Below are 12,855 nucleotides of genomic sequence, written 5' to 3' on the forward strand. Positions count from 1 at the left end.
ATAAGCAGAAAAACATGTTTTGGCAGTTTGAATAGTGAAGGAAAAAGAAAACAAGAAAAAACAAAGACTTCTTCCATATTTATCTTGTCAAATAAGACTATATGAATTATGATAAATTCGAGCTATAAATCAACTAAATATTGGGTGTTGGGGGAGTGAATCGTCATGAAAAAAGCGGCCGCGGTTTTGCTGTCACTCGGTCTCGTTTTCGGTTTTTCATACGGAGCTGACCATGTGGCGGAAGCCAAAACAAAGGTGAAGGTCTATAAGAACTGCAAGGAGTTAAACAAAGTATACAAAGGCGGAGTGGCTCGCACTTCGAAGGCGAAAAACAAAGGCGGAAAAACAAAGTACAAGCCTTACGTTTCTAAGGCGCTTTACGATGCCAATAAAAAGAAAGACCGCGATAAAGATCTTATCGCCTGTGAACGGTAAATAAGAAAAAGCAATCTGGTGTCCAGATTGCTTTTTCTATTGCTTAAGCCGCCTGATCGGCCGCAGCGCTTTTCGCCTTCCTTGTCATAAGGCTGACTGCCATCATGACCGAGATATTCAAAAGCAGGGCAACGATGCCTACATTCAAGTCTTTTGCGGCTTGCGGCAGAGCCGGAAATAAAGTGCCGATCGTCGTTTCCGTCATTGTAATATAAGTAACTGCTCCGACACCTGCAATAATGCCGGCGAAGGCTCCTTGCTTTGTCACCATATTATGCTTGAACAGGCTGAACAAAAGGGCGGGGAATAGCTGTGTGACAAGGCTGTAGCCCATCAAAAGCAACGTAACGATGGTATTCCCGCCTTTGAAGGTAAAATACACCGAAATCAACGCAATCACCGGCACTAAAAACTTAGCAAGAGCCGATACCTGTTGTTCTGTCGTGCGGGGCGCAATTACCTTGTACACATTTTTTGCAAACAGCGTGGAGGCGGACATTAAGATCATAGACCCTGGCACAAGTGCTGTCAGCAGTCCGGCAGCACCGATAATTCCGACAAACCAAGGGTCAAATGCTTGCAGAGACAGTTTCAAAAGCGATAGATCCCCGTCTGCGCCTTTCAGATCTGGAACTTGCAGGATAGCCGCGAAGCCGACGAAAAGGACGAAGAGCAGGACCAGCTGGTACAAAGGCATGATGATGGCGTTTTTACGAAACACTTTTGGGTTTTCGGCTGAATACGAAGCGGAAAACGTGTGAGGCCACATGTAAAACCCGAGCGCTGTCAAGAGTACGGTTGAACTGAACCAGGCCACACTTTGTCCCGATTCGGGTAGCGTAAGAAAGCCAGGCTTTGCCGTTTCAATCTGCTGAAACATGTCTTGAAATCCGCCGTAGTAATGAATTGGCAAATACACACCTAAAAACAGAACGACAACCAGAATCATGATGTCCTTCACAACCGATATCCAGGCAGACCCGTGAATGCCTGAAACCATAACATAAACCGTGATGGAAACAGCGCCGATCCAGATGGCGGCGGTCGGGGTGATTTTGCCGTACGAGGTTTCCGATACAATCAGCCCGAGGCCTTTCAGCTGCAGTACAAGATAGGGAATGAGTGCGGCGATGCCGACCAGTGAAACGAGAATGCCAAGCAGCGGACTGTTGTATTTTTTTGTGAAAAAATCAGACTGCGACATCAGTTTATGCTGTTTCGCGTACGTCCAAACTGCTGGAAGAAGCCAGTAAGAAAGGATGTAGGCCAGACATCCGTAGGCGATGATATAAAAGGCTGGACCGCCTTTTCCGTAGGCCCAGCCGCTGCCGCCGAGAAACGTAAAAGTAGTATAAATTTCGCCTGCCATCAAAAGGAAGACGAAAACAGTTCCGAAGCCGCGCCCTCCGACCGTCCACTGCTCCAGGTTCATGTCTTTTCCTTTTTGGGCGCGTATACCGAGAAAAATACTCAAGAGCAGGACACCGAAAATGATGATGAGAGCTGCATTCATTCTGCTTCCTCCTTTTTATTTTCCTTGTCGAGGACATACACAATCGCCATCAGCGCAGAGGTCAAAAGAGCCCACATCACAATATAGGCAAGAATAAACGGCATGCCGAACACATAGGGGGTCACCTTATTTGCAAAAGGGATGCCGAGTAAGATTCCGATAAAGGGCAAAGCGGCAAGAACGTGAATCAGTTTCATAGAATCCTCCTTCTATTTAGGATTGGGGTGTACAAGCCCAAGCGTACTGAAAATGATGTCGCAGATATGGCAGCACATGTCACTTTTTAGGGTGAAAGGCTGTGGTTCGAATTATAAATAAATTTATTTTGTTTGTATAGTGTGAATTGTCTGAAAATAATGATCTGAATCGCCCGAAGAGGGAACGGGCAGTATGATTCAAAAGGCTCGGAGTCTGTCCGGGGCAAATAGATAGTATGTTAATAATTCGCTGACCTGCTCACGGATTCGCGGATTAAAATAGCGATGGTTTTCTTCATAACCGTCGATGACAAATGTATAGAGCGTAAAGGCTTCATCGCGTTCCGTCTCGCGGATTGCAATTTTTCTTTTCCTCAGTTCTTTTCTGACCTCCATCAAATCCTTTTGTGCTATTTTTAATGATTCGCTGATAAGCTGTTTATAAGGATGCTTCAATTTTAATGTGCTTTCTTCAATTCCGGCGAGATCACGGTTAAAAATCGTAATGGCCATGGGCAAAAAGAGAGCCCGTTCAATTAAATCGTATATTTCCTCCTGCAGATTTGGCATATTGACTCCTTCTTTCTAAAGGAACGTTTGTTCTATTTGTATTCTATATCGGCTGGTGAAATGTTTCAAGACAGAAAAAATCACCAAAACTTTTTAGTTTTCTGCTGATAATGTGTAGAATAAGGATAGACAAACCCGGTAAGGAGTATAAATGTTGGAGCATTTTTTATCCTATTTGACACAAGAACATTTAACTGAATTATTTCAAAGCTATAGGGCTTTCGGTCCGCTCATAGCTGTGCTGCTGCCTTTAATTGAAGCATTTCTCCCGTTTTTGCCGCTGATCGTGTTTGTGGTGGCGAATACGAACTCGTTTGGCTTGTGGGAAGGATTCATCCTGTCTTGGGCGGGATCAACTGCTGGTTCCATTCTCGTCTTTTTGATTGTCCGTCAATACGGACAGAGAAAATTGCTTGGATTTATCCGCAGTCATCCGTCTGTAAGAAAGCTGATGTTATGGGTGGAAAGACACGGCTTCGGTCCCATGTTTCTTCTGCTTTGTTTTCCATTTACACCGTCAGCCGCGGTGAATGTTGTTGCCGGTTTGTCAAGGATCGGAACGCGGCCGTTTATTTTGGCGGCAGCCTCGGGGAAGCTTGTCATGATTTTTATGATCAGCTTCATCGGATATGATCTGCACGCGCTGATTACACAGCCGATTCGAACGGTCATCGCCGTATTGGTGATCACTGTCTTATGGTATGTCGGCAAAAAGGTGGAGCGGTATCTGCATGTAAGAGCCAGTCAGCGTGAGCATGATGGAGGGAGACAGTAACATGAAAAAACGGTTTTGGTTTCTTGCCGGTGTAGTGTCCGTTGTTCTCGCCATTCAGGTTAAAAATGCTGTCTTTATTGATTACAAGGTAGAAGGCGTCAGTATGAACCCGACCTTCCAGGAAGGAAACGAATTGTTGGTCAATAAATTTTCGCATCGATTTAAAACCATCCATCGTTTTGACATCGTCCTTTTTAAAGGCCCTGATCATAAAGTGCTGATTAAACGGGTAATCGGCTTGCCCGGTGAAACGATCAAATATAAAGATGATCAGCTGTATGTGAACGGAAAGCAGGTTGCTGAGCCATTTTTGAAGCATTTGAAATCTGTTTCTGCCGGCAGCCATGTAACGGGTGATTTTTCTTTGAAAGATGTGACGGGAACAAGCAAGGTGCCGAAAGGAAAATATTTTGTCGTTGGAGATAATCGCATATACAGCTTCGACAGCCGGCATTTTGGTCCGATAAGAGAAAAAAATATTGTCGGTGTGATTTCTGATGCCGAATAAAAAGACGCTAATGGAAGAGGCGTCTTTTTGTATGCCGTTTGGAAAAATGTGTTGAAGAAAAATTTGCAAGGAGCTATAATCAAAATTGTTACCTGTGTAACAAAATTTATATATTTTTTGATTGGAGGGCCGTTTTTATTGGTTTTTGTTCGTTTTTCATGAAACAAAAGGAGTGGTGAATGATGAAATATGAAGCAGTGATTATAGGAGGAGGACCGGTTGGATTTATGCTGGCTTCTGAGCTTGCGATGGCCGGAGTGGGAACATGTGTGATTGAACGGCTTGAAAAACCTGTTCCGCATTCCAAGGCATTGACGTTGCATCCCCGAACGCTGGAGCTCCTTGAGATGAGAGGGATTTTAGAGCGGTTCGTATCCAAGGGAAGCAAGATACCTTCCGGACATTTTTCAATGCTGGATACCCGTCTGGATTTTTCAGGCTTGGATACGAGCTGTCCTTACACGCTTTTGCTCCCGCAGTCCAAAACAGAAAAGCTGCTTGAAGATCATGCACGAAGGCTGGGAACAGAGGTGTTTCGGGGTGCAGAGGCGCTGTCGGTTACGCAAAACGGGGAAGCGGTCCAAACAATTTTTAAGGATCGGGACGGCAGTGTACGGACGATCACAAGCAAGTTTGCCGTTGGTGCAGATGGCGCCGGAAGTACCGTCCGGAAACAGGCAAAAATTGAGTTTCCGGGAACAGACAGCACTGTCACCGCTGCGCTTGGGGATGTGGTGCTCCTTTCTCCGCCGCCGTCAGGCGTGCTGTCCCTTTGCACAAAAGAGGGCGGTGTTATGATTGTTCCGTTATCTTCAGACCGATACCGTGTCGTTGTGATCAGTCCTTATCGCACACAAATGCCGAAAGATGTGCCTGTGACTGAGGAAGAGCTGAGAGCTGATCTCCTGCGAATTTGCGGAACTGACTTTGGTTTAACCGACCCTTCGTGGATGTCGCGGTTCGGGAATGCCGCGCGCCAAGCGAAACGGTATCGGGACGGCAGAATCTTTCTTGCGGGTGATGCCGCGCATATTCATTTTCCAGCGGGCGGGCAAGGGCTGAATGTCGGCCTTCAGGATGCAATGAACCTTGGGTGGAAACTGGCGGCGTCCATCAAAGGCTCTGCGCCTTCATGGCTTTTGGACAGCTACCATGACGAGCGGCACCCGGCAGCTGAAGGGCTCCTCAGAAACACGGAGGCACAGACAAAGCTGATCGATTTCACTCAAGCAGGCCTCCATTTGCGAAGCATGATGTCGGAGCTGCTGGCCTTCCCTGATGTGAATCGATATGTAGCAGGGCAAATTTCTGCACTCGATGTCAGATATGAAGCTGATCGTACCATGCCGCCGAATCGTTTGAACGGGGCAAGGCTCCCTGACATGAAGCTGATTCTTTCCGACGGCAATTCGGAACGGCTGTACAGCTTTCTCCAAAACGGGACATTCGTTTTGCTGTCATTGAGGCAGGAAGCTGATGATCATATCGAAGTGAAAGGCTTACGTATGGTAACCGCCTCGCTTGCAGAACCGAATGAAAAGTTGCGGGATGTGCATACCATATTGATTCGTCCCGATGGACATGTAGCCTGGGCGGTGGATGCATCAGCGCCCGATTGTTCCGAGGTGATTCAAAAAGGGATCAGCCGCTGGTTTTCCGTCACCAGCCGAGTATAATTCAATTCGATTGTTTCATCTGTAACAAAACGGTATGATAGAAGAAACAATCGAATGAAAAAGGATGGAAAACCCGATGAACACAGATCATACGAAACGCAATCTTTTTGAATTGTATGCGGAGCTCATTCATCAACAGGAGAAATGGGAGGGGCTTATTAAAGCCTTTTTATCTGACGAATTGAGGAAGCTGGATGTAGAGCACGGGAGTAAATCTCAATTGACGATGACAGAAATTCATGTTCTATCCTGTGTCGGGGACAATGAACCAATTAATGTCACGTCGATAGCAGAAAAAATGAATACGACAAAAGCGACTGTATCACGCATCAGCACAAGATTGCTCGGCGCAGGCTTCCTTCACAGAACACAGCTTAGCGATAATAAAAAGGAGGTCTACTTCCGATTGACGCCTGCTGGAAAAAAGCTGCACAGTTTGCACAAATATTATCATCAGAAGGCTGAACAGCGTTTTCTGTCATTTTTTGACCGCTATACCGAGGAAGAGATTCTTTTTGCGGAACGGCTGTTTCGGGATCTGGTGACAAAATGGTATCCGTCGTCAGAAGAAATTGAAGGGGGTCTCCCGAGCATTTTTAAATAAAAAACACGCACTGCGGTGCGTGTTTTTCACGTTTCTTCTTTCTTTTTCAAGATTGTAACGTAAATCAGATTTCCTCCGACTAAAATCATAAGGGGCAGTCCAGGGGAGCCGGATGTCACCAAATTATAAATCAGCCAGATTCCTAAACATATTCCATAATATAAGTGCATTGCCTTCTCGGGATTGTCGCGCAGCAAACTTCCTTTAATAATCTTTTTCATCATATCGCCCCTATTAATTTTAGGATTTCCCTTTAGTTTACATGCATCTTCGGTTCATCTCAAAATTTGCTCTTTGGCTTTTGATGCTCTCAAAATATTTCGAGGGAATTTTAGAATTATTTTTTTACAGATATGTTTTCTGATAGCTCTGCCCACTTCTATCATCTACTATCTCCCTTGCTAAAACACTGTTTTCTCCATATAAACAAGGAAAGACCTTCTGTAGCAAGCCACCTATTTAGTCCTTTTATTTCCTCTTGGGAGGAATGTCTCGCTTTCTATTTCGGCTAATACTCCCATAGAATCAACAAATGTAATACTTGTTTCATTTTCACGCATAAGAATTTTCGTACCCCCACTTAATAGACCCTGTCATTTCTCAGCTAAGTCTGTTGTTAACTTGCCAATATCTTCTGCAGAGATGCCGTACCATCCAACAATTCGTTATGAATCAACCTATTCTGAAATTGGTCAGAGATCTCTAGAATACCCAAGTAACTAGCGATTTTACTTTCTAATAATTGGAAGCACTGATCTTTTTCACTCAATGTATCTTCTATATATATAAATTTGTACATGTATTCACCTCAATTCATTCATTTGTTTTATTTTTATTTGAAAAGTAAAAAGAAGACATTAAGTCCTCTTCTTACTTACGATATGTCTATTAGTATCTTTCATTTACACGTGTTTTTGATGCTTTGTTTTCAAGTGAAATAGGGTCTTCTGTTTTAGTTCTCCTAATCTTTACAGAAATACCTACTAGAATGACCGCCATAGTTGTAAATATTCCCATGGTTAATAAGATCGTATCCTGATTTAAACTCCATCCAATTAAGAAAGAGATGATCGCTCCTCCGAAACTTGCCGAGGCAATAAATAAACTTGTAACTTCGTCAACGTACTTCTGAATAATGATTGATGCTAGTGTTAAAGCAATGGGAAATATCCCCGCTATACTTAGGCCAATCAAAAATGTACCACTCAATTGAAGTAATGGGTTACTTATATAAGAGAAGGCAATCAACAAAACAATTAAACAACTACAGCTAAAAAGGAGGTATTTGGAAAAATCAAGCCTTCTACTTACGAAACCAATCAATATTCTTCCTAGGATGATCCCTACCCAGAAAAAGGAGACACTTATAAGACTAATTTGTTCATTGTCTTGGTTTATCATGATTGAAGGTAAAAAGTTGGCAAAATTTGTTTCGATTCCAGCATATAGGAAAGCAAAAAATACAAAAAAGCCTAATTGCTTTGATTTTTTTCTATCTCCTATAAAGTATTGAAATGCTCCTCCGTCTGGAAAGGTCACTTGTTGGTTAGCATTCTTAGCGTACTTTCGGTTCTTGGACAAGAAAATTAACCACCCTACGAATAGGACGAATAAAAAGGTGAATATACAGTAATACGGTAAAAACCAGTTATTGATATCTATGAAGGAATTAATTAATAATGGGAAAGATAAAGCGCCTAATCCAAAGAGAACTTCCAGCTTACTCATTTTTTCTGCATTACTTTCGAAATTAGCAATAACAAATGAACCAACTGTCGTTTCTAATGTGCCTGCCCCATATCCTAAGAGAAAAGCCATTACAACAATATAATACCAATCCTTAGTTAGAAAAAAGATACTTAACGCTACAAGCATTATTGTCAAAGCTAAAGTAAGTGTCCTAAAATGACTGTATTTCTTAATCATTAACGGTGCGATTAATACTCCGCTTAGAAATCCGGTAAACTGAAAGAAGATTATGACCGAAATATCATCTGTTGTCTTGTTAAAAGCCTCTAATAGAAATGGTGTCAAACTCCCTGTTGATATATGGATAATACCTACTGTAAAAAAGAAAGCATATCCGAATAAATATGTCCCTCTTAACATTCATTACACCCCTATATGAAAAAGCAGGAAAGTAAATTCCTGCTTTTTTAGTAACTTCTCTCTTTGAAATACTAGTTGACTGCTGAAACAGACATTGGTTGAGAGTTGCTGTCTTTCTCAAAGAACATTTCTAACACTTCCTGAGATCTAAAACCATCACTAAAAGTAGGGATCTCAACCCAATCATTCTGAGTTGATGCAATCCAATTGATTAACTCGCTTCTAAAAGAATCAGCCCATCCATAAAACTCGTTTGGCGGATCGTTTAATAGGCTTTGCGGTACTGGGCAGTCTACCACGTTCAAGCCATCTATGAGCTTGTAAACGTGAGGATTACCTGTGTGGTATTTAAACTCTTTTTTGTGTCCAACTACCTCAATGCTAAAACCACAGTCTTCAGGTACAGAACATTTTGATGTGATGATATTTACAAATACCTTGTTCTTCAGCTGGCCATAAATTTCTGCATAGTCATCTACTAGTACCTGTTTATCCTCTTTTGTTTTTACATTTGTGTTCATCTTTGCCCTTACTGATTCTGTGATGAAATCACTCTCAAACAAATACCATACCATGTCGATAAGGTGAATACCCAGATCCCCCAATGAACCACTCGTCTTCTTACTGTTAGCGTCATCTCTCCAAGTAAACTTCTTGCGCCTAAGTGCACTATTTTTCTTGAAGTGTACTTTTATGGACAGGATGTTACCTAGTTCATTATTGATAATTAAGCTTTTTAAGATATTTACGTAAGATAAATATCTATAATTAAATCCCATACTGGCTCTTACGCTCAACCTTTCAGCAGTATCTTTCATTATGCTTGCTTCTTCAAGAGAAATAGCCATAGGCTTTTCACACAATACATGCTTATGTTTTCCTAATGCTTGCAAAGCATGTTCTTTATGGCAAAAGTTTGGTGATGCTACAATTAAACCTTCTGAGGCATCAATTAGTTCATCTGCGTTTTCAAATGACTTCCCGCCGAAAGTTTTCACAAAGCTTTCTGCATTTTGTTGATTTATGTCATATACCCCTACTAACTCTGCATTTTTTATTGTAGATAAAGCAGTTGCATGCGCTCTTGCAATACCACCTGCACCTATGATGCCGATCTTCTTCATTTTAATTTCCTCCTCATGATCCAATTAATTTTTTTAAGGTATTAGTAATTCCTTTTGAGTACTCACTATCAGTTATAAGGTTGTGCAAGTTTTTGGCTTCCTGTGTTGCATTTTTTAGCAGATATCCATTCCCTACTGTCTGTAACATACGAACATCATTTCCACTATCCCCAAATGCGATAGCTCTTTCGGTATTTAGGTTGTATTTCTCTAACATAAACGTTACAATTTCATTCTTTCCTGTCCCTATGGGGATAAAATCTACATCATAGCTGTCTTCTGGATCGCCTGCTAAGGGATTACACCGATTTATATTTACTGAAACGCCATATTCCTCGCAGATTTTTTCAATTGCTAATAGGTTTTTCTTGTCGTTTATTTCATCTTGTTCCTGATAGTAGAAGTTATGCTTATACCGTGACTTTCCTAATTGAGTTTGAGGATTCAAAAGAATGTTATGATTTTCATGCAGCTGTTTCACAAGTTTTTCAACCTTTTCTTTACTAAACCCTTCATTTATGCGACTGTTCCACTTGTTATCTTGCTGACCGAAGTTATGCTCTGAAAAGTACGTAATTTCAGTTCCAAGATCACTAGCTATAAAATGCGGAAAATATCTAAATTTTCCTCGTCCCATTTTATCGAGAATAGATTCTATACTGCTCCCAGTAACCCATCCGATTATTAGTTCCCCATCTTTACTTTTTTGTTCTAGGTAGTCTTCGAGTTCATAAATGTCTTGTTGCTTTTGTTCGTCGATTGTATGCGGAAAATACGTTTCATCAAAATCACAAAAAACAATATATTGAGGATGTTCAACCGTGGATAACGTTTTATACTCCGATTTCTTGCTTAATAACATGAAACAGTCCCTCCATTACTCTGTCTTGTTCTTCTAAAGTAAATGACGGATATAAAGGCAAATGCAGTACCTGACTATGAGCCTTTTCCGTATGAACCAATTGGAGTCCTGCATACTTGTCCTGTACTAAAGGAGTTTTTTGCATATGAGACAGTATTGGATAATATACATCTGTTTGAACACCAAAATCTTCATTTAATTTAGTCATGATATCTGCTCTATCTTCTGTTCTCACCTTAATAGGAAACAGATGCCATACATGATCTTCACTTAATTCTGGTAATTCAATAACGCCTTTATTCTGCAACTCTGCTAATTGGGTAATGTATCTATCCGCCAAGAACAGTCTTTTGAAGTTGTTTAATGAAAGGTACTTCATTCTCTCTAAACCAATTGCTGCCTGTAAATTGTCCATTTTTGAATTAAATCCAAAATTGATGACTTTCTTATTTTTTACATTTACTTCAAAACCATGATAACTAAATTGAATGCATTTTTTAGCGAGTTCTTCATTATCAGTTGCTATTGCCCCAGCCTTGCCACATACACCAAAATTCTTATAGGGATTAAAACTTAATGTAGTGATGTCTGCATACTTTCCTAAGTCTGTCAGTCCAATTCCTTGGCAGGCATCTTCAATTACTTTTAATTTATAACGATTTGCGATTTGACGGATATGCTGCATGTCTGAATGTTTTCCGTATAAATGCACAGGTAGAATAAACTTTGTATAAGAAGTTATTGCTTCTTCAATTTTGTCAGGATCGATGCAGAATGTTTGTGGGTTAATATCTACATAGATAGGAACGCCTCCCAAAGCTAACACAGCATTTTCAGTAGCTGAAAAGCTATTAGCCGGCATGATAACTTCATCCCCTGGGTTTAACCCTAAAGCCAATAAACCTATCATAATAGCATCGGTTCCACTGCTGGTTGCAATTACATACCTTTTATGTAAATATGTAGATAAAACTTTTTCGAATTGCTCTAAATAGGGACCACTCGTAAATTTTCCAGTTGGCAAAACTTCAGTTAATGTATTTAAGATATCTTCCACTTCATCATTGGTTATTAATCTGTCTACAGGCAAAAAAGGGACTTTACTGATTTCACGATTTTTTTGATAGTTGAAAAGATCATGTTCAATATCTATCTTTTCCTTTAATACTTGTTTCCACCGCTCGTTTACAATACTGTCTTCAATAACAAGTTCTTTTCCTTGTACGTCACCTTTTAAGTGTTTTAATAGTGACATGTTTTCTTTGCTTTTACCTGAAATCTTAACCTGTTTTTGCATGAACAGTACCTCCAATGATTTTATAATCTAAAAATTTATTACAAATTTATCCTAATTTCTGAAATCGGTAACATGTCAACAACTTTTTTAAGGAAGGGAAAATATGCCTACAATTGATGAAATAGCAAAATTATGCAATGTGTCTAAAACCACAGTGTCAAGAGTATTGAATAATCATCCGTATGTGTCGAAAGAAAAAAGAGATATGATCTTAAAGGCAATTAACGAACTTGACTACACTCCCAATTATTTAGCTCGGAATTTTAGGAGAAATAAGACACAAACGATAGCTTTATCGGTTCCGAGTATTGACCATCCATTTTTTGCTCAATTAATAAAAGGGGTCTCACATGAAGCACTGTTTAAGAATTACAAGGTAATTGTATTTCAGACCTTTTATGACAAACAGACAGAGCTAGAATTGTTAGAGTTATTGAAGCATAAAGAAGTGGATGGTATTATTCTTGGAACTTTAGAAAATGAATGGGATCAGATATCCCCTTTCTTAAAGTATGGTCCTATCTTATTATGTAATGAATATCATCACTCAGCGGACATCACGATAATTGGGTATGATGAATTTGAAGCCGCATACATGGGGGTAGTACATTTAATTGAAAGAGGGCATAAAAAAATTGGGTTTTGTTTTGATACTCCATATAGCGAAGCTCAATGTCAGAGGAAAGAGGGTTATTTGAAAGCTTTACAAGATTACAATTTACATCATAGAAGCGAATGGATATTCGGCGAAATGTTTAATATCGAGGATGGCTTTCGTGTTTTTCATAAGATAAAGGATCTAAAGGACAGACCCTCAGCAATATTTACAGGAAATGATCAAGTCGCCGCAGGGATTATTAAACAGGCGATGAAAAATGGCTTTAAAGTTCCAGAAGACTTAGCTGTAATTGGTTTTGACAACCAATTGATCTGCCAAGTCGTTACTCCGACCATAACAACAATTGATATTCCCGTAATAGAATTAGGCCAGCAGGCTGTGTTGAAAATCATCGAGTCCATTTCGGGTAATGCCTCTTTAAACAGAAGAATTATTAAACTGCCAACAAAGCTTATTATAAGAGAATCAACGTAACGATAGATTTCCCTTTATCATTTTATATCTTTATATAAGAAAAAGAGGTTATTCATTTTAACCTCTTTTTCAATCGTAAGTCGTCAATTATT

Annotated in this window: 14 protein-coding genes; 6 read left to right on the plus strand and 8 right to left on the minus strand. The window is 40.3% G+C overall.

Annotated features, from left to right (window positions below; all coding sequences use genetic code 11):
- Positions 1-165: 165 nt before the first annotated feature.
- Positions 166-435 carry an excalibur calcium-binding domain-containing protein gene (locus QF06_RS04145; protein WP_038829151.1) on the plus strand — a complete coding sequence of 90 codons (270 nt, stop codon included), beginning with the start codon at positions 166-168 and terminating at the stop codon, positions 433-435.
- Positions 436-478: 43 nt separating this feature from the next.
- On the opposite strand, the gene QF06_RS04150 is transcribed toward QF06_RS04145, so the two are convergent.
- From QF06_RS04150 to QF06_RS04160, 3 genes are all read right to left on the minus strand, one after another.
- Positions 479-1,948 carry a sodium:solute symporter family protein gene (locus QF06_RS04150; RefSeq protein ID WP_029317574.1) on the minus strand — a complete coding sequence of 490 codons (1,470 nt, stop codon included), beginning with the start codon at positions 1,946-1,948 and terminating at the stop codon, positions 479-481.
- On the minus strand, positions 1,945-2,145 hold the full coding sequence (locus tag QF06_RS04155) for a DUF3311 domain-containing protein (RefSeq protein WP_003224377.1): 201 nt from the start codon (positions 2,143-2,145) through the stop codon (positions 1,945-1,947). The genes QF06_RS04150 and QF06_RS04155 overlap by 4 nt, the downstream gene beginning before the upstream one ends.
- Before the next feature lie 198 nt (positions 2,146-2,343).
- Positions 2,344-2,715 (minus strand): YhjD family protein, encoded by a 372-nt coding sequence (locus tag QF06_RS04160; RefSeq protein WP_014476361.1) that lies wholly within the window; start codon positions 2,713-2,715, stop codon positions 2,344-2,346.
- Positions 2,716-2,866: 151 nt separating this feature from the next.
- On the opposite strand from QF06_RS04160, the gene QF06_RS04165 reads away from it, so the two are divergent.
- The 4 genes from QF06_RS04165 to QF06_RS04180 all read left to right on the plus strand — a co-directional run bounded on the left by QF06_RS04165 (position 2,867) and on the right by QF06_RS04180 (position 6,278).
- Positions 2,867-3,490 carry a TVP38/TMEM64 family protein gene (locus QF06_RS04165; RefSeq protein WP_010886465.1) on the plus strand — a complete coding sequence of 208 codons (624 nt, stop codon included), beginning with the start codon at positions 2,867-2,869 and terminating at the stop codon, positions 3,488-3,490.
- A 1-nt stretch (position 3,491) separates the two neighbouring features.
- Complete coding sequence (gene lepB / locus QF06_RS04170) at positions 3,492-3,998, plus strand: signal peptidase I (RefSeq protein WP_003233128.1); 507 nt, start codon at positions 3,492-3,494, stop codon at positions 3,996-3,998.
- 179 nt (positions 3,999-4,177) lie between these two features.
- A complete protein-coding gene (locus tag QF06_RS04175; RefSeq protein WP_082044604.1) occupies positions 4,178-5,674 on the plus strand; it encodes a monooxygenase in 1,497 nt (498 codons plus the stop codon).
- Positions 5,675-5,750: 76 nt separating this feature from the next.
- The gene (locus QF06_RS04180) at positions 5,751-6,278 is read left to right on the plus strand and encodes a MarR family transcriptional regulator (protein WP_041851017.1); all 528 of its coding nucleotides are present in this window, start codon (positions 5,751-5,753) and stop codon (positions 6,276-6,278) included.
- Between the two features lie 26 nt (positions 6,279-6,304).
- On the opposite strand, the gene QF06_RS04185 is transcribed toward QF06_RS04180, so the two are convergent.
- From QF06_RS04185 to ntdA, 5 genes are all read right to left on the minus strand, one after another.
- A complete protein-coding gene (locus tag QF06_RS04185) occupies positions 6,305-6,502 on the minus strand; it encodes a hypothetical protein (protein WP_014479377.1) in 198 nt (65 codons plus the stop codon).
- A gap of 664 nt (positions 6,503-7,166) precedes the next feature.
- On the minus strand, positions 7,167-8,387 hold the full coding sequence (glcP, locus tag QF06_RS04195; protein ID WP_041851015.1) for a glucose/mannose transporter GlcP: 1,221 nt from the start codon (positions 8,385-8,387) through the stop codon (positions 7,167-7,169).
- A 71-nt stretch (positions 8,388-8,458) separates the two neighbouring features.
- Positions 8,459-9,511 carry a glucose-6-phosphate 3-dehydrogenase NdtC gene (gene ntdC, locus QF06_RS04200; protein ID WP_041851014.1) on the minus strand — a complete coding sequence of 351 codons (1,053 nt, stop codon included), beginning with the start codon at positions 9,509-9,511 and terminating at the stop codon, positions 8,459-8,461.
- 13 nt (positions 9,512-9,524) lie between these two features.
- Positions 9,525-10,373 carry a kanosamine-6-phosphate phosphatase gene (gene ntdB / locus QF06_RS04205; RefSeq protein ID WP_003244845.1) on the minus strand — a complete coding sequence of 283 codons (849 nt, stop codon included), beginning with the start codon at positions 10,371-10,373 and terminating at the stop codon, positions 9,525-9,527.
- Positions 10,345-11,670: a 3-dehydro-glucose-6-phosphate--glutamate transaminase gene (gene ntdA / locus QF06_RS04210; protein WP_015715634.1), complete on the minus strand. Its 1,326-nt coding sequence runs from the start codon at positions 11,668-11,670 to the stop codon at positions 10,345-10,347. Before ntdA ends, ntdB begins: the two co-directional genes overlap by 29 nt.
- 103 nt (positions 11,671-11,773) lie before the next feature.
- Between ntdA and ntdR the strand changes: the two genes are divergently transcribed.
- Complete coding sequence (gene ntdR, locus QF06_RS04215) at positions 11,774-12,763, plus strand: NTD biosynthesis operon transcriptional regulator NtdR (protein ID WP_003245736.1); 990 nt, start codon at positions 11,774-11,776, stop codon at positions 12,761-12,763.
- The last annotated feature ends 92 nt before the right edge of the window (positions 12,764-12,855 follow it).

The organism is Bacillus sp. YP1, from assembly GCF_000877815.1.
In the GTDB taxonomy this organism is placed as follows: domain Bacteria; phylum Bacillota; class Bacilli; order Bacillales; family Bacillaceae; genus Bacillus; species Bacillus subtilis.

Bases quoted from the DNA above. Each gene is read 5' to 3' on its own strand.
- ntdR (WP_003245736.1), top strand. From the start codon at position 11,774: ATGCCTACAATTGATGAAATAGCAAAATTATGCAATGTGTCTAAAACC.
- QF06_RS04165 (WP_010886465.1), top strand. From the start codon at position 2,867: ATGTTGGAGCATTTTTTATCCTATTTGACACAAGAACATTTAACTGAA.
- QF06_RS04185 (WP_014479377.1), bottom strand. From the start codon at position 6,502: ATGATGAAAAAGATTATTAAAGGAAGTTTGCTGCGCGACAATCCCGAG.
- QF06_RS04180 (WP_041851017.1), top strand. From the start codon at position 5,751: ATGAACACAGATCATACGAAACGCAATCTTTTTGAATTGTATGCGGAG.
- lepB (WP_003233128.1), top strand. From the start codon at position 3,492: ATGAAAAAACGGTTTTGGTTTCTTGCCGGTGTAGTGTCCGTTGTTCTC.
- QF06_RS04175 (WP_082044604.1), top strand. From the start codon at position 4,178: ATGATGAAATATGAAGCAGTGATTATAGGAGGAGGACCGGTTGGATTT.
- QF06_RS04145 (WP_038829151.1), top strand. From the start codon at position 166: ATGAAAAAAGCGGCCGCGGTTTTGCTGTCACTCGGTCTCGTTTTCGGT.
- QF06_RS04155 (WP_003224377.1), bottom strand. From the start codon at position 2,145: ATGAAACTGATTCACGTTCTTGCCGCTTTGCCCTTTATCGGAATCTTA.
- QF06_RS04160 (WP_014476361.1), bottom strand. From the start codon at position 2,715: ATGCCAAATCTGCAGGAGGAAATATACGATTTAATTGAACGGGCTCTC.
- ntdC (WP_041851014.1), bottom strand. From the start codon at position 9,511: ATGAAGAAGATCGGCATCATAGGTGCAGGTGGTATTGCAAGAGCGCAT.
- QF06_RS04150 (WP_029317574.1), bottom strand. From the start codon at position 1,948: ATGAATGCAGCTCTCATCATCATTTTCGGTGTCCTGCTCTTGAGTATT.
- ntdB (WP_003244845.1), bottom strand. From the start codon at position 10,373: ATGTTATTAAGCAAGAAATCGGAGTATAAAACGTTATCCACGGTTGAA.
- glcP (WP_041851015.1), bottom strand. From the start codon at position 8,387: ATGTTAAGAGGGACATATTTATTCGGATATGCTTTCTTTTTTACAGTA.
- ntdA (WP_015715634.1), bottom strand. From the start codon at position 11,670: ATGCAAAAACAGGTTAAGATTTCAGGTAAAAGCAAAGAAAACATGTCA.